Origin of the sequence: Enterobacter sp. KB-221C9 (assembly GCF_041320715.1) — a bacterium.
Lineage (GTDB): Bacteria > Pseudomonadota > Gammaproteobacteria > Enterobacterales > Enterobacteriaceae > Enterobacter > Enterobacter asburiae_D.
This window is the reverse complement of record NZ_JBGIWG010000007.1, coordinates 279,411-295,618: the sequence shown is the minus strand read 5'-3', so window position 1 is coordinate 295,618 and position 16,208 is coordinate 279,411. Positions and strand designations below refer to the sequence as shown.

The window sequence follows — 16,208 nt, the reverse complement described above, 5'->3', positions numbered from 1 at the left end:
CTGAGGCATTGGGCCGTCAGTCGCAGCAACAACCAGGATCGCGCCGTCCATCTGCGCAGCACCGGTGATCATGTTTTTAACATAGTCGGCGTGGCCTGGGCAGTCTACGTGCGCGTAGTGGCGAGTCGGGGTGTCGTATTCAACGTGAGAGGTGTTGATGGTGATACCACGAGCTTTTTCTTCTGGTGCGTTATCGATCTGATCGAATGCGCGAGCAGAACCACCGTAGGTTTTTGCCAGAACGGTAGTGATTGCAGCGGTCAGCGTTGTTTTACCATGGTCAACGTGGCCGATAGTACCGACGTTAACGTGCGGTTTTGTACGTTCAAACTTTTCTTTAGACATCGATTGTCCCTCTAAGACACGGATAAATCGGTGATATCACCACATCAACCAGGCGAAATGCCTGAATTGTTGAATACAGTAAAATTGAAACAGAGAGAAACGGGAAGGAGAAGTGAAGTGGTGCTGATACCCAGAGTCGAACTGGGGACCTCACCCTTACCAAGGGTGCGCTCTACCAACTGAGCCATATCAGCACGTATTGGAGCGGGCAGCGGGAATCGAACCCGCATCATCAGCTTGGAAGGCTGAGGTAATAGCCATTATACGATGCCCGCATCCTGAAACTCGGCTACCCAGTTCTTTCTGTAACAAAAAAAGAGATTTCTCTCTTTTTCAGTTTGAGCTGGCTAATTTTTCCAACCAGCTCCGGCGGCATTTACGCTGCCAGAAAGTGGTGGTGGGGGAAGGATTCGAACCTTCGAAGTCTGTGACGGCAGATTTACAGTCTGCTCCCTTTGGCCGCTCGGGAACCCCACCGGACTTGATGGTGCCGACTACCGGAATCGAACTGGTGACCTACTGATTACAAGTCAGTTGCTCTACCTACTGAGCTAAGTCGGCATCAAGTAGCGCGCATTCTATGGATACCTGCGCGGTCATGCAACTAAAAATTTGCATAAAACGTTCTTTCGCTCACATTTTATGCGAACAGCGTATCGGACGCTGTAAAAGTAGTCATTTGAGGTCAAATATTCAACATATCAGCGTGATTTGCACCGTATTCACCGTAGCGTGACGGCTTCCGCGTTACGCAGCGCTTTCCATCTTTTTTCTTATTATTCCTGTCATCTGGTGTTAACCTCCTGCCCATTGTCCAAAATTAACTGTGTGATGAGCCATGATCCGGCAGTGTGATGCTGGCTCACTGAAGCATGCTTATGAGCAAAAAAGAGCAAACGTTAATGACGCCTTATCTTCACTTTAACCGCAGCCAGTGGGCTGCCCTGCGTGATTCCGTCCCTATGACGCTGACGGAAGGTGAAATCGCACGGTTAAAAGGGATAAACGAAGATCTGTCCCTGGAAGAGGTGGCAGAAATTTATCTCCCCCTCTCTCGCTTGCTTAACTTCTATATCAGCTCGAACCTGCGCCGTCAGGCTGTGCTGGAGCAGTTCCTCGGGACGAACGGTCAACGCATTCCTTATATCATTAGTATCGCAGGCAGCGTGGCCGTGGGTAAAAGTACCACCGCGCGTGTTCTGCAGGCGCTGCTGAGCCGCTGGCCGGAACACCGCAGCGTGGAGCTGATTACCACCGACGGCTTCCTGCACCCGAACGAGGTATTAAAAGAACGCGGGCTGATGAAGAAGAAGGGCTTCCCGCTTTCTTATGATATGCACCGTCTGGTGAAATTCGTTTCCGACCTTAAATCTGGTGCCCCAAACGTCACCGCGCCAGTCTATTCGCACCTGATCTACGATCGCATCCCGGGTGGGGATAAAACGGTGGTCCAGCCGGACATCCTGATTCTGGAAGGTCTGAACGTGCTGCAAAGCGGGATGGACTATCCTCACGATCCGCATCACGTATTCGTCTCGGATTTCGTCGATTTCTCTATTTATGTCGATGCGCCGGAAGACCTGCTGCAAAACTGGTACATCAACCGCTTCCTGAAGTTCCGCGAAGGGGCGTTCACTGACCCGGATTCCTATTTCCACCACTATGCTCAGCTTTCTGAAGAAGAAGCGATCAACGTGGCCACGGGGCTGTGGAATGAGATCAACTACGTGAACCTCAAAGAGAACATCCTGCCGACGCGCGAGCGCGCGAGCCTGATCCTCACCAAGAGCGAGAAGCACGCCGTCGACCAGATTCGCCTGCGGAAATAATCAAGCAGACATAAAAAAACCGGCCTAGCGCCGGTTTTTTTCGTTATGCCTGTGGCTTCTCGCCATTTTCATCCTGATCGACCGCGAAGCAGGCAACCAGCTGGCCGCCATAATCCTTCAGCTGCGGCTGGAGCTGGGTGCAGGGGCCAAAGCGGCGACTGCAGCGGGCGTTGAATGCACATCCCGGAGGCGGATTCATCGGACTTGGCAGTTCACCCGTCAGCTTAATACGCTCACGACGATCGTCCGGGTTCAGGCGCGGCGTCGCGGACAGCAGCGCCTGGGTATACGGGTGACGAGGGTTATTAAAGATCTGGTCTTTGGTCCCCTTCTCCACGCAGCGCCCCAGGTACATCACCATCACTTCATCGGCAATATGCTCCACCACCGACAGGTCGTGGGAGATGAACACGTAAGACAGCCCCAGCTCCTGCTGGAGATCCATCATCAGGTTCAGCACCTGCGCACGTACGGATACGTCGAGCGCGGAGACCGGCTCATCGGCAATCACCACGTCCGGATCGAGCATCAGCCCACGGGCGATCGCAATACGCTGACGCTGGCCGCCGGAGAACATGTGCGGATAGCGATCGTAATGCTCGGTTTTGAGGCCGACCTTCGCCATCATCGCCAGCGCTTTTTCACGGCGCTGCTCTTTGCTCAGATTACTGTTGATCAGCAGCGGCTCTTCCAGAATCTGCCCGACTTTTTTACGCGGGTTCAAAGAACCATACGGGTTCTGGAACACAATCTGGATTTTCTGGCGACGCAGCTTCTGCGCCTGCGGATCGTGCTTAAGCAGATCCTGCCCCTGATAATAGAGCTCACCGCCGGTCGGCACTTCAATCATCGTCAGCAGACGGCCCAGCGTGGATTTACCGCAGCCTGACTCCCCTACCACCGCCAGCGTTTTACCGCGCTCGAGGTTAAAAGAGACGCCGTCCAGCGCTTTCACCAGGCGTTCAGGGGCAAACAGCCCCTTCTTCACCGGGTAGTATTTTTTCAGGTCGATGGCCTGCAACAGCGGCTGTTGCTTGGTGGCCTGTTGCGTACTCATAGTGTTGGCCTCCCGGCATCATCGAGTGGGTAGTGGCATTTCGACTGACGACCGTCAGCAAGCTGGTTCAGCTCTGGCTCTTCTGCCCGGCATTTGTCCGTCGCATATGGGCAGCGCGGATTGAGCAGACAGCCCTGAGGACGGTCATATTTACCCGGTACCACACCCGGCAGCGACGCCAGACGCGCTTTGTCCTGGGCAAACTCCGGCAGCGCGCGTAAAAGCGCCTGGGTATACGGGTGACGCGGCGCGCGGAAAATATCGTGTGAATTTCCGGTCTCGACCACCTGACCAGCATACATCACGATAATTTTGTGCGCGGCTTCGGCCACCAGCGCCAGATCGTGCGTAATCAGCACCAGCGCCATATTCTCTTTCTGCTGCAGCTCCAGCAGCAGTTCGATGATTTGCGCCTGAATAGTCACATCCAGCGCCGTCGTCGGTTCATCCGCAATCAGCAGTTTTGGTCGACAGGCAATCGCCATCGCGATCATCACGCGCTGGCTCATCCCGCCGGAGAGCTGATGCGGGTAAACGTCCAGACGCGATGCCGGGTCCGGAATACCCACCTGGTTCAGCAGATCGATCGCGCGCTGACGACGGGTTTTCTTATTCCCGCCCTGATGCACCTTAATCGCTTCCATAATCTGGAAACCCACGGTGTAGCAGGGGTTCAGGCTGGTCATGGGATCCTGGAAAATCATCGCCACTTCGGCGCCCACCAGCTGGCGGCGCTGTTTCTCAGAAATGCGCTTCAGGTCCTGACCGTTGAACTGAAGGTTTTCCGCCATCACGCGGCCCGGGTAATCAATCAGCCCCATGATCGCCAGTGAGCTCACTGACTTACCGGAACCGGACTCCCCGACAATGCCAACCACTTCGCCCTGATTTACGCTGTAGCTGATGCGGTCCACGGCGCGAAACGGGGTGCCTTCGTCGCCAAAGTGCACCGATAATTTATCTACATTTAATAACGCCATCTCGTGCCTCTTACTGCTTCAGTTTGGGATCAAGCGCATCACGCAGGCCATCACCCATCAGGTTAAATGCCAGCACCGTCAGCAGGATTGCCAGACCCGGGAAGGTGACAACCCACCAGGCGCTTTGTGCGAACTGCAACACGTCGGAGAGCATGGTGCCCCACTCCGGTGTTGGCGGCTGCGCACCCATGCCCAGGAAGCCAAGAGCGGCCATATCAAGAATGGCGTTAGAGAAACCGAGCGACGCCTGAACAATCAGCGGCGCAAGGCAGTTAGGGAAGATATTAACGAACATCTGGCGCATCGCACCGGCACCCGCCACGCGAGACGCCGTGACGTAATCGCGGTTCACTTCCACCAGCACCGCCGCACGGGTTAAACGCACGTAGTGAGGGAGCGCCACGAAGGTCAACGCCAGCGCGGCGTTACCAATCGACGGGCCGAAGATCGCCACCAGCACCAGCGCCAGCAGCAGGCTTGGCAGGGCCAGCATAATATCGACGACACGCATGATGATATTATCAACGATGCCGCCAAAGTAACCGGCAACCAGGCCGAGTACGACGCCCATGATCAGCGACAGCACAACAACGAGACAGCCGACCAGCAGCGACAGACGCGCGCCGTACATCAGACGCGACAGCACGTCGCGGCCCACGTCATCGGTACCGAGCAGGTGCGTCAGGCTACCGCCGTCCTGCCACGCAGGCGGCGCGAGCAGCGCATCGCGGAACTGGTCCGCCGGGTTATACGGTGCGAGGAAGTTCGCAAACACCGCAATCAGGATCATGATTGCGACATACACCAGCCCTACCACCGCGCCTTTATTGCGCTTGAAGTAGTGCCAGAATTCCTGCAGCGGCGTCATAGGAACCGGTGCAGCGACCACTTTATTTTGAGTGACTTGTGACATGATGGTCCCTTACTTCTTATGACGAATACGCGGGTTCACCACGCCGTACAGCAAATCGACCAGCAGGTTGACGAGGATAATCATCGTCGCGACCAGCAGTACACCGCCCTGCACAACCGGATAGTCACGGCGCTGCAGCGCGTCAATCAGCCAGCGTCCAAGGCCCGGCCAGGAGAAGATGGTTTCGGTCAGGATCGCCCCCGCCAGCAACGTCCCCACCTGGAGACCGATAACGGTCACCACCGGCAGCATGGCATTACGCAGCGCATGAACGATGATGACGCGCATACGCGTCAGGCCCTTGGCGCGCGCGGTGCGGATATAATCCTCACCCAGCACTTCCAGCATTGATGAACGGGTCATACGCACGATCACCGCCAGAGGAATGGTGCCCAGCACCATGGCAGGCAGGATTATGTGTGCCACGGCATCAATGAAGTTGCCCTCTTCGCCCCAGATAGCCGTATCAATCAGCATAAAGCCGGTGAGCGGGTTGGTATCATCCAGGAAGACCATATCACTGACGCGCCCGGAGACAGGGGTTAGGTTCCATTGCACGGAGACCAGCATGATCAGCATCATGCCCCACCAGAAGATAGGCATGGAGTAGCCGGTCAGCGCCAGGCCCACGGCGGTATGGTCAAAAATAGAGCCACGCTTGACGGCAGCCAGTACCCCGACAGGAATACCCACCGCAGTAGCGAAAATCATGGCGCAGACGCCAAGCTCCAGTGTCGCTTTAAAACGCGGCACGAACTCGTCCCACACCGGAAGACGGCTTTTCAGCGAAATCCCTAAATCACCGTGCAACACGCCCCAGATATAGTGGAGGTACTGCTGCCACATCGGCTTATCGAGACCGAGTTCCGCCAGCAGCTGTGCATGGCGCTCAGGGGAAATACCACGCTCGCCCGCCATAATCATTACCGGGTCGCCGGGGATCATATGGACGAAGGCAAAAGTGAGAAGGGTGATACCGATAAACGTGGGGATAACAAGTCCCAGACGTCGGAGGATGAACTGCAACATAACCCGGATTCTCTCTGATGACGCACGACCAGTGGCGTGACGTCTGTATTGCTCACAAATGTAAATTCCCTCTCCCTGTGGGAGAGGGTTAGGGTGAGGGGATGCATGCACGACCCTCACCCCTGCCCTCTCCCAAAGAGAGAGGGAGAACACCCTACTTATTATTCAACAGATACGTTTTCGAAGTGGTGTTTGCCCAGTGGATCAACCACGTAGCCTTTCACCTCTTTACGCACTGGCTCGTATACGGTGGAGTGAGCAACAATCAGCGCCGGAGCCTGATCGTGCATAACAACCTGAGCCTGCTTGTACAGTTCAATACGTTTGTTGTGATCGTCGGTCGCACGCGCCGGCTGGATCAGGTCTTCAAACGGCTTGTAGCACCAGCGAGAGTAGTTAGAACCGTCTTTCGCCGCTGCGCAGCTGAACAGGGTGGCGAAGAAGTTGTCCGGATCCCCGTTGTCACCGGTCCAGCCCATCATTACCGCCTGGTGCTCACCCGCTTTGGCGCGCTTCAGGTACTCGCCCCACTCGTAGGTCACAATCTTGGCCTGAACGCCAACCTTAGCCCAGTCAGCCTGAACCATTTCCGCCATACGGCGTGCGTTCGGGTTGTATGGACGCTGTACCGGCATCGCCCACAGCTCAACGGTAAAGCCTTTATCCTGGCCCGCTTCTTTCAGCAGCGCTTTCGCTTTCTCAGGATCGTAGGTGTAGTCTTTAACGTCGTCGTTATAGCCCCACATGGTTGGTGGGATCAGGTTTTTGGCAGCAACGCCCGCGCCCTGGTAAACGGCTTTGATGATCGCTTCTTTGTTCACCGCGTAGGTCAGCGCCTGACGCACTTTCACGTCATCAAACGGTTTCTTCTCGGTGTTGAAGGAGAGATAGCCCACGTTCAGGCCAGCCTGCTCCAGCAGGTTGATGTTCTTGTCCTGCTTCATGCGGGCGATGTCTGCCGGGTTCGGGTACGGCATCACCTGACATTCGTTTTTCTGCAGTTTTGCATAACGCACTGAGGCATCAGGCGTGATGGAGAAGACCAGACGGTCAATCTTCGGCTTGGTGCCCCAGAAGCCTTCGAATGCTTTGTACAGAATGCGGGAGTCTTTCTGGTACTGCAGCAGCTGGAATGGACCGGTACCGATTGGGTTCAGGTCAACTTTTTCCGGCGTACCGGCTTTCAGCATGTTGTCCGCGTACTCTTTGGACAGAATTGAGGCGAAGTCCATGGCCAGGTCAGCCAGGAATGGCGCTTCCGGGCGAGTCAGCACGAACTGAACCGTTTTATCGTCCACTTTTTTCACTTCAGCGATCAGGTCAGGCAGACCCATCCCTTCGAAGTATTCATAGCTGCCGCCAGACACTTTGTGGTACGGGTTCTGAGCGTTTTTCTGACGGTCGAAGGAGAACACAACGTCGTCGGCGTTGAAGTCGCGCGTTGGTTTGAATTCTTTGCTGTCCTGCCACTTCACGCCCTGGCGCAGGTGGAAGGTATAGGTTTTGCCGTCTTCGCTGACGTCCCACTTCTCGGCCAGACCCGGAATCACTTCCGTGGTACCGGTTTTGAATTCAACCAGACGGTTATAGATCGGTACAGAGCTTGCGTCGTAAGTCGTACCAGAGGTAAAGAGCTGTGGGTTAAAGCCTTCCGGCGAGCCTTCAGAACAGTAAACCAGGGTTTTTGCCTGTACGCTTGCTGCCACGGTCATAGCCACCAGGCTCAGACCAAGCTTCAGCATCCCTGACTTCTTCAAGGAAATACTCATTATTCTGCTCCAATGTGATGTTTTGCTTTGTTGTGTTACGCCGCCAGACCTTTATTTATTTTTTACCCGGTCCGGTCGGTGATGCCCGAAGGCTTTAAAGGGATGGAGAATCCTTTCAGAAGAGCGTTTGAGTTGCAGCGCAGATCGTCCCTGAAATGCCCCTCATGCCCTACAATCTGTCAATAGAATGTGAAAACGTCAATACAGGTGACGGGGATTTACGCTGAGTGTGAGAAACCGCAAACAAAGATTAAAAAAACTATGTGTGCCAGTTTTCAGCAGGGAAATTTATGCTACTCGCCCTCTTGCAGCACAACTCTCTTAATATTTCGCAACAATCAGTGATTAACTTTTATTCAGAATGGGTAAATTTTCTTGCAAAACGGTGATTATCTGAGCACTAAATACCGCGAACGTTAAAACGCACAGCGAAAAATGCTGAGGTTATCCATAAGCAACGCGAAAAAAGATCAATCTATATATAAAAAAATACAATGGATTATGTCACAAAATCGTTAACAGATAGGCAGAAACGGGTGTAAGGGGCGTTTTGATTACTCTGAAGGGCTAAGGTCATAATGCAAAAAGGGCTAACCTTGCGGTTAGCCCTTTTCAGAATGTGGTCGGCGAGAGAGGATTCGAACCTCCGACCCACTGGTCCCAAACCAGTTGCGCTACCAAGCTGCGCTACTCGCCGAATGCGGAGCGCATCTTACTGCTGAGGTGCGCCCCCGTCAATCCCTTATTTTCAAAAAAACAATCAACTGGCGATATTCTCGCCAGAGCAGCTACTGCGCGGCTTTTGCGGTGTTATCAGGGAGTTTACACCAGTTGTTGTTTTCGTTAATCCCACCATTCGGTGAGGTGTAGCCGAGACACCCCATAATGGTGTCGTACAGCTCAACGTGACGACGCGGCACCTTCATCTCCGCCTCTTTTTTCAGCTGAGCAAACATCTTCGCCTTCTCCGGATTTTCAAGATACTTATCCGACATCCACATGATCATCGGCACGCGGAACTGTTCTGGCGGTGCCAGCTTGCGCGGCGTACCGTGCAGATGCTCTTTCTCGTTGATAGATTCACCGTGGTCTGCCGCGTAAATCACAATCGCTTTCTTATCGCGCAGCTGGTCAATCACCCGGCTCAGGAAGGTATCCACATACAGAACCGAGTTATCGTAGGCGTTGATCAGCTCCTGCTTGCTGCAGTCTTTATTAATGCCCACGCACTCAGGCTGCCACTTCGCGAAATCACGCGTGTAGCGCTGGTAATAGCTGTAGTGCGACCCTTTGGTATGCAGAATAACAAGATGCTTGCCCTGTGGATGGCTCTTTAGGGACTCCGACATCTCTTCCAGCAGCAGCATGTCATCGACGTTTTTACCGCGGTTGCGCGGCTCGGCGCCAATCTGCTCGCGGTACGCGATGTTATCTGCCAGCGTGTTGGTGTAGAACCACATCTCACTTTGCATCGCGAACAGGTCAGAGCTAAATCCAAGCTGCTTCAGCACGGCAAACACGTTCTGCTCTTTCAGCGTGCGTTGCGGGTTATCGCTTGCACCGCCTTCACGCACAAACATACAGCGCAGCGAGAGCTTGGTTGCGGTATCGCAGGAGTAGCCACGGTAGGCCACCAGGTTCTTTTCCTGCGCCAGCTTTGGCGTGGTATCCCGGTCATAGCCGAGAATGCCCATATGATCCCAGCGCGTCGTTTCGCCAATGACAAAGACGACGTACGTATCATCAATCCCGTCGGCTGGCGGCTGGTAGGTGAATTTTTTCAGTGGATTGATCAGAGACTTCACATCACTGGATTCATCCGCCTGCGCCCAGGCATACAGACCTAACGCTGACAGCCAGTTAGACGGCAAATAGGAGTTTGCCACCACGCCGCCATAGCTTGGCATATCAACGCCCGTCGCTTTTTCGACGCGTTTCTGCTGCGTTTCCATCAGGCGGATAGGCGCCCATACCAGCAGACCGGCCAGCAGGACGACGACGATATTGCGGATCCGCTGTCCACGCGTACGCAGCTGGCGTAACAGCGTATAGCGGCAGGTATTGCTCCAGATAAAGAACAGCGGGATCAGACAGGTTAAAATCGTCCAGACGATAAAGCCGTTCCCAACCACCTCTTTCGAGAGATCGATATCCGTGGTCATCACCGAGGCAACGATACCGTAGCCAATGACCACGTTCATAAAGGTCATGTAATAGCTTGCGGCAGCAGAAATAATCACCACCAGCGAGGCTAAAATTTGCCAGGTTCGGCGGCCAAAGAGAGAGAGCAGGCGTAACAGGAAAAAGGTAGCCAGAACAGAGCCAAACACTTCAATCGCGGCGAATATCCCATTGCTTACGGTGAGGTGTTCAAAATAACCTTCCACTCTTCTGAACAGCACCGCGCCATTCAAAAACAAACCGATATAGACAGCCAGCATCAGACACAAACGTTGCTGGGTAAGAGACCTAATGTATTTCATGCAAACAACCCTGGGGGAAGGGGTATAAAGACCCGCCGAATCTCAAAGAGAAAGCGGACACAGTAAGTAAATGCGTAAGGAAGCGTTATAAGAAACGTCTACAAGCGCGGTAAGTAGACCACAGCGGGAGAGAAAAGTGGCAGCAGAGAGTGTGATCGGTGTAAATTTTTACAAAATATCGAGACAGGAAGCCTCTCAGATAAAGAAAAAAGAGGCCGCAATGGCCTCTTTCATACCGCTTATACATGCACTTCTTTAAATACTTCGCGCTGCGGCTGGCGAATCGTGGTGGACAGCGCCAGGGAGATAATCAGCAAGGCGAAGATGACGCAGAAGGTCACGTAGAACCCGCCGAACAGGGAAGCAATCAGCGAGCCGCAGATACTGCCGATCCCGAAGCCCAGATAGATAACGCCGTAGTTTTTCGCCAGATTGTTCAGGCCAAAGAACTCGCTCACCAGTGACGGGAAGACGGTAATGGTGCCGCCGAAGTTAAAGGCCACGCAGGCAATCGCCGCGAAGAAGGTGGCTTCATTCAGCGGAGCGAACAGCAGCGCCGCCATGCCGACCAGCGAAACCACCTGCCCAATCGTAATCACACGGATGCGGGCAATTTTGTCAGACAGAATACCGAGGACCAGGCGACCGGAGAGGTTAGCAATGGAGATCACGGTTACCGCATTGGCCGCCGTGGCCGCGTCCAGCTTCACCATCCCCTGCGCGATATCCTTCGCCACGCCGATAACATACAAACCGCTCATGCAGGCCGTCAGGAACATCACCGCCAGCATCCAGTACTGCGGCTTACGCATGGACTGCGCGAGGGTGAAGTCGTTCTCCACCACGCCGTTAACGGATTTGACCTCCTGCTGCGGCGCATCGGTCATCAGCGTGGCGCCGAACAGAATCATCACCAGCACGATTGCGCCCCAGATCATAAAGGTGTTTTCGAGGCCAACGGACGCCAGCAGGTGGGAGTCGATAAATTTGAACCCGAGGCTGCCCAGGCCATAGGAGCCGATGGCGAACGCGGAGATTAAGCCTTTACGCTCCGGGAACCACTTCACGCAGTTTGACAGGGTCAGCAGGTAACCTGCGCCGTCCGCCAGCCCCACCAGCACGCCGGCGCTCAGCCACAGCATCATCAGGTTGTTGGAATGCGCCGTCAGGAAAAAGCCCAGCCCCAGCAGTATGCCGGACGCCATGGTCACACGCTTCACGCCAAAACGCTCCTGCAGCTTGCCCGCGACGGAAGACGAAATCGCCAGTCCCAGGCTCAGCAGACCAAAGGAGAACGCAACCTGGCTGACCGGTGCGCCGAGTTTGTCGGAAAGCGCGCTGTTAAACAGGCTCCAGGTATAGACCGACCCCAGAGCAAACTGGGTGACGATGGTGCCAAAGAGCGTGAGCCAGCGCGTGCGGTTATAAGTTGATGTGTTCATGGCAGTTGTCCTGCAAGAGAAATTAAGGAAGTTCGCTGAGGACAACGATAAACAAAACCTTAATACGCCTGGGGGAAAACGGCATGAAATGCAGGCGGAACGGAATGAAATGCCTGGAATCGGGAATGAATGGCCTGGCCCGGGAATAAAGCGACAGCGTGTTAGTATCTGCTATCGCTGTAAAGCCCGTGGCTGTTGTATTCGAGATGTTATCGTAACGTTTAAAAAAGTAACAACTCTAGAAATTCGCGCTGACGCCGAGGGTGTACAAAAACTCCTCACCGGTGGTGGTGTGCTCCCCCTGAGCCAGCGACGCGTAGGCCGCCATGTGCGTATTAAATGGAATATCCGTTCCCACGGTGACGTCCATCCAGCTACCGCTTTGGGCAGGGGCTGGCGTTTGCGGCATGCCAAACTGCGATTTCCACTGGTTTTCACCAAACTGCTGGTTATAGCTGATCTGCGCCCAGGGACGGAGATCGCCGTACTGGGTATTCACGCGCCAGCCCAGCGTGCTAACGCTGGCATGCCAGAGCGGGTCGGTGAGAGCCTGCGTCGACGCGCTATCACCAAACTCGTTGACCATCATGGGGGCCGTGCCGTCGTACCGCCACGCCACCACCGGGCCGGTGGTGACACGTGCTGAAACCGGAAAATTCCAGCCCACGCTCATCGCTCCCTCTGTCGTGCTGCCAGATGGTATATTCAGGGCAAGGCCTGGCGCATTTTGTGAAGACTGGATACGCTCGGCCAGAATATCCTCATAACGCGGTTGGTGATCCGCGTCCCATGTATAGCGTTCCGCCATATTATTTTGGGCGTCTGAAACGATATATTCCTGTTGCCAGGCAGACGCTGTATTACAAAAAAACAGGCAGGCTGAAATCCCCACCAGGCCAGAAGCAGCATGGCGACCACTGATTTTTTTTATCATCATCAACGCGACCCCAGAGAGAGCCGAATTCGGCGATATTTGTCGTTATTCAGGAAGAGCTTATAGCCCTGTATTAACTATTGTCTTTATAGTAAACACGTCAAGCCGGTCAGAAAGAAATTTTTGCGAAATCAGTATCAATAAGGGAGATGAGGGATGGAACGTTGCGGTTGGGTAAGCCAGGATCAGCTTTATATCGACTATCACGATCGGGAATGGGGCGTGCCGGAAACGGAGGGTAAAAAACTCTTTGAGATGATCTGCCTGGAGGGCCAGCAGGCGGGGTTATCGTGGATTACGGTACTGAAGAAACGCGAAAACTACCGCAACGCCTTCCACCAGTTCGATCCTGTCGCCGTCGCCGCGATGACCGATGAGGATGTGGAACGCCTGGTGCAGGATGCCGGCATCATCCGCCATCGCGGTAAAATCCAGGCCATCATCGGTAACGCACGCGCTTACCTGGCGATGGAACAAAACGGCGAATCGTTCTCAGATTTTGTCTGGTCGTTTGTGAACAACGATCCGCAGGTCACCCAGGCCGCCACGCTCGCGGAAATCCCGGCCTCTACCCCGGCCTCGGATGCCCTCTCGAAGGCCCTGAAAAAACGCGGCTTTAAGTTTGTCGGCTCCACCATCTGCTACGCCTTTATGCAGGCCTGTGGCCTGGTCAACGACCACGTTACCGGCTGCTTCTGTCATCCGGGAGGCCATCATGATCCGCAAATGGCAAAGTGAGAATACCGCGCCGCTTCTGAGCCTGTGGCTTGAAAGCACCACAGAAGCGCATCCGTTTATTGAGCCGGCTTACTGGAAAGAGAATGAAGCCATGGTGCGGGAAGTTTACCTGCCGTCGGCGGAAACCTGGGTCTGGGAACAGGACGGCGAACCTTGCGGGTTTATCAGCGTGATGCAGTCTCAGTTTGTCGGCGCGCTGTTTGTCGCGCCTAAGTGCATCGGGAAAGGCATCGGGCGCGCGCTGCTGAACCATGTTCAACAGCGCTTCCCGCACTTAACGCTGGAGGTGTACCAGAAAAATGTCCGGGCGGTGAATTTCTACCATGCTCAGGGCTTTCGCATTGAAGACAGCGCCTGGCAGGATGACACTCAGCACCCGACGTGGATCATGAGCTGGCAGGCGGATCAAACGCCGTTAAGGTAAGCTCGGGTCCCTGATATTTCTCGACCCAGGCCAGGGCCGTGTTCCCTGCGCAACCGTTCCCCAGCTTCGAGCTGGGGAGATCTTTGGTCAGCACGTTAACCGCCCCGTTTTTACAGATACCGCCTTCGGCGGGCTCAAGGTCGGGCCATGCGCCCTGATGAATGCAGATCACGCCCGGTTTAATCCCGTCGCTCAACACCGCCCCTGCCAGCACCTGCCCGCGCGAGTTCCAGACGCGCACCACGTCGCCGTCCGCGATCCCGCGGGCTTTCGCATCGAGGGTATTCAGCGTGACCGGCTCTCGCCCCGCGACCGCATACTGCTCGCGCAGGGACGTATAGTTAAGCTGGCTGTGCAGACGGTGCGCGGGATGCGCTGACAACACCTGCAGCTGCTCCGGCTGGGCGTTGCCGTGCCACTCGTCCGGCTCGAGCCACATAGGGTGTGGCGGGCAGTCGGCATAGCCAAAGCTGGCGATGCGCTCGCTGTGGATCACGATCTTTCCGCTTTCGGTTTTCAGCGGGTGGTTCTCCGGATCGCGGCGGAAATCGGCAAAACGGACAAACTTCGCGTTCTGTTCGCTCTCCGGCATCTCGACGATCTGGTTCGCCTCCCAGAACTCAGCAAAGGGCGGAAGCGTCACGCCCTGCGCCGCGCCGCGCTGTCCGGCAATCTGGTAGAAGGTCTCCAGCCATTCGAGGTCAGTTTTCCCTTCGGTAAAACGCTCGCGACCGCCCGCTTCCCACAGCTCGCTCAGTTCAGCAAACACGTCAAAATCATCACGCGCCTCATCGCGCGGGGCGACAACGCGCTTCATCGGGACCATATGCTGGTTGCTGTAGTCACCGGTCATGGTGAGATCGTTACGCTCAAACGAGGTGGTCGCCGGCAGCACAATATCTGCATGCTTAGCCGAGCCGGTCCAGAAGCACTCGGAAATGACCACCAGCTCCGGCTTTTGCCAGGCGCGGATCAGGCGGTTGGTATCCTGATGGTGCGTGAAGTTCGACCCACCCGCCCACCAGACAAATTTAATGTCCGGGAAGTGGCGGTCCAGGCCGTTGTGCTGATAAAAACCGCCGGGGTTTTCCAGAGCTTCAACGATCCGCGCCACCGGGATTTTATCCACGGCGTCCACGCCGCCCTGCACCGAGCCTTGCAGCGACGCCAGCACCGCCGCTTTACGCGTTGGGTTACCGCCGTTCGCAAAGTGATAGGAGAGACCAAAACCGCCGCCCGGCGTGCCGATCTGCCCAAGCATTGCGGCAAGCGTCACCAGCATCCAGTGTTTTTGCTCGCCAAACTGCTGACGCTGCATTCCCCAGCCGGACATTAACATCGTGGTGTTTTTATGGAACAACGCCGCCAGTTCGCGGATTTTCTGCGCAGGAACGCCGCAAATATCTGCCGCCCACTCTGCCGTTTTCGCGACCCCATCGGATTGGCCCGTCAGGTAGTCGGCGAATTTATCGAAGCCGGTGGTACAGCGCGTCAGGAATTCGACGTCGTGCCAGCCGTTTTCGACCAGCGTATGGGCGATACCCAGCATCATCGCCACGTCGGTGCCCATATGCGGGGCAATCCACTCGGCGCTGTCGCCGAAGAAATCCATGGTTTCAGAGCGCATTGGGTCAATGCAGATGATGCGCTTGCCGCTTTTGCGCAGCGCGTCGAAATAACCAATGCCCTGCTCGTCGCTGGCATTCCAGGCAATTTTCAATGTGTTAAGCGGGTTAGCGCTCCAGAGCACCACCACGTCGGTGTGCGCCAGCACCAGCGGCCAGCTGGTCTGCTGCTGATACACTTCGTTTCCCCCCACGACGTACGGCATGATCGCCTGCGCCGCGCCGGTGGAGTAATCACCCAGATGACCGGTGTAGCCTCCCGCCAGGCTCATATAGCGCTGCAGCAGCGTCGAGGCCTTATGCAGCACGCCGTTAGAACGCCAGCCGTACGACCCGGCGAAAATGGACGACGGCCCGTAACTGTCGCGAATGCGCCTGTGCTGGGCGTGGATCAGCGCCAGCGCGTCATCCCAGCTCACGCGAACAAACTCATCCTGACCGCGAATACCCTGAGGCTTGTCCGGCGAGGCCAGAAAACCTTTGCGCACCATCGGCCAGCGCACGCGCGTTTTGCTATGCACCTGATCGCGAACGACGGTCTGTAACGAGTTGGGATGTTGTGTTGGCAGTGCTCCGCGGGACGACAGAACATTTTCGCCATCGGTTTCGACCAGCATCGGCCCCCAGTGGGCGGCGGTCA

The 16,208-nt window shown here is 55.5% G+C and carries 13 protein-coding genes and 5 tRNA genes; 3 read left to right on the top strand and 15 right to left on the bottom strand.

Annotated features, from left to right (window positions below):
• From AB8846_RS13320 to AB8846_RS13300, 5 genes are all read right to left on the bottom strand, one after another.
• The coding region (locus AB8846_RS13320) for a GTP-binding protein (RefSeq protein ID WP_047662877.1) at nucleotides 1-345 on the bottom strand (345 nt) is incomplete at its 3' end.
• Nucleotides 346-463: 118 nt separating this feature from the next.
• A tRNA-Thr gene (locus tag AB8846_RS13315) sits at nucleotides 464-539 on the bottom strand.
• A gap of 6 nt (nucleotides 540-545) precedes the next feature.
• Nucleotides 546-620, bottom strand: a tRNA-Gly gene (locus AB8846_RS13310).
• A gap of 117 nt (nucleotides 621-737) precedes the next feature.
• Nucleotides 738-822, bottom strand: a tRNA-Tyr gene (locus AB8846_RS13305).
• Between the two features lie 8 nt (nucleotides 823-830).
• Nucleotides 831-906: transfer RNA gene (locus AB8846_RS13300), tRNA-Thr, on the bottom strand.
• Between the two features lie 317 nt (nucleotides 907-1,223).
• On the opposite strand from AB8846_RS13300, the gene coaA reads away from it, so the two are divergent.
• Complete coding sequence (gene coaA, locus AB8846_RS13295) at nucleotides 1,224-2,174, top strand: type I pantothenate kinase (protein ID WP_063145380.1); 951 nt, start codon at nucleotides 1,224-1,226, stop codon at nucleotides 2,172-2,174.
• A gap of 43 nt (nucleotides 2,175-2,217) precedes the next feature.
• Here the strand turns inward: coaA and dppF are convergent, their stop codons facing one another.
• The 9 genes from dppF to AB8846_RS13250 all read right to left on the bottom strand — a co-directional run bounded on the left by dppF (nucleotide 2,218) and on the right by AB8846_RS13250 (nucleotide 12,784).
• Entirely contained in the window at nucleotides 2,218-3,231 is a 1,014-nt protein-coding gene (gene dppF, locus AB8846_RS13290; protein WP_331413797.1) for a dipeptide ABC transporter ATP-binding subunit DppF, read from the bottom strand.
• On the bottom strand, nucleotides 3,228-4,211 hold the full coding sequence (gene dppD, locus AB8846_RS13285; protein WP_008502772.1) for a dipeptide ABC transporter ATP-binding protein: 984 nt from the start codon (nucleotides 4,209-4,211) through the stop codon (nucleotides 3,228-3,230). The genes dppF and dppD overlap by 4 nt, the downstream gene beginning before the upstream one ends.
• Before the next feature lie 10 nt (nucleotides 4,212-4,221).
• Entirely contained in the window at nucleotides 4,222-5,124 is a 903-nt protein-coding gene (gene dppC / locus AB8846_RS13280) for a dipeptide ABC transporter permease DppC (RefSeq protein WP_063145378.1), read from the bottom strand.
• 9 nt (nucleotides 5,125-5,133) lie between these two features.
• Nucleotides 5,134-6,153 carry a dipeptide ABC transporter permease DppB gene (dppB, locus tag AB8846_RS13275; RefSeq protein WP_370732894.1) on the bottom strand — a complete coding sequence of 340 codons (1,020 nt, stop codon included), beginning with the start codon at nucleotides 6,151-6,153 and terminating at the stop codon, nucleotides 5,134-5,136.
• A gap of 161 nt (nucleotides 6,154-6,314) precedes the next feature.
• Nucleotides 6,315-7,922, bottom strand: a complete 1,608-nt coding sequence (gene dppA / locus AB8846_RS13270) for a dipeptide ABC transporter periplasmic-binding protein DppA (protein WP_032661780.1) — start codon at nucleotides 7,920-7,922, stop codon at nucleotides 6,315-6,317.
• A 620-nt stretch (nucleotides 7,923-8,542) separates the two neighbouring features.
• Nucleotides 8,543-8,619: transfer RNA gene (locus tag AB8846_RS13265), tRNA-Pro, on the bottom strand.
• A 91-nt stretch (nucleotides 8,620-8,710) separates the two neighbouring features.
• Nucleotides 8,711-10,405, bottom strand: a complete 1,695-nt coding sequence (gene eptB, locus AB8846_RS13260; protein ID WP_370732893.1) for a kdo(2)-lipid A phosphoethanolamine 7''-transferase — start codon at nucleotides 10,403-10,405, stop codon at nucleotides 8,711-8,713.
• 239 nt (nucleotides 10,406-10,644) lie between these two features.
• Complete coding sequence (locus AB8846_RS13255; RefSeq protein ID WP_370732892.1) at nucleotides 10,645-11,847, bottom strand: MFS transporter; 1,203 nt, start codon at nucleotides 11,845-11,847, stop codon at nucleotides 10,645-10,647.
• 238 nt (nucleotides 11,848-12,085) lie between these two features.
• Nucleotides 12,086-12,784 (bottom strand): autotransporter domain-containing protein, encoded by a 699-nt coding sequence (locus AB8846_RS13250; protein ID WP_063145375.1) that lies wholly within the window; start codon nucleotides 12,782-12,784, stop codon nucleotides 12,086-12,088.
• 153 nt (nucleotides 12,785-12,937) lie between these two features.
• On the opposite strand from AB8846_RS13250, the gene tag reads away from it, so the two are divergent.
• Nucleotides 12,938-13,519, top strand: a complete 582-nt coding sequence (gene tag, locus AB8846_RS13245; protein ID WP_331413804.1) for a DNA-3-methyladenine glycosylase I — start codon at nucleotides 12,938-12,940, stop codon at nucleotides 13,517-13,519.
• A complete protein-coding gene (locus tag AB8846_RS13240) occupies nucleotides 13,497-13,943 on the top strand; it encodes an N-acetyltransferase (protein WP_370732891.1) in 447 nt (148 codons plus the stop codon). Before tag ends, AB8846_RS13240 begins: the two co-directional genes overlap by 23 nt.
• Here the strand turns inward: AB8846_RS13240 and AB8846_RS13235 are convergent.
• Nucleotides 13,906-16,185, bottom strand: a complete 2,280-nt coding sequence (locus AB8846_RS13235; protein WP_370732897.1) for a molybdopterin guanine dinucleotide-containing S/N-oxide reductase — start codon at nucleotides 16,183-16,185, stop codon at nucleotides 13,906-13,908. The genes AB8846_RS13240 and AB8846_RS13235 overlap by 38 nt on opposite strands.
• Nucleotides 16,186-16,208: the final 23 nt, after the last annotated feature.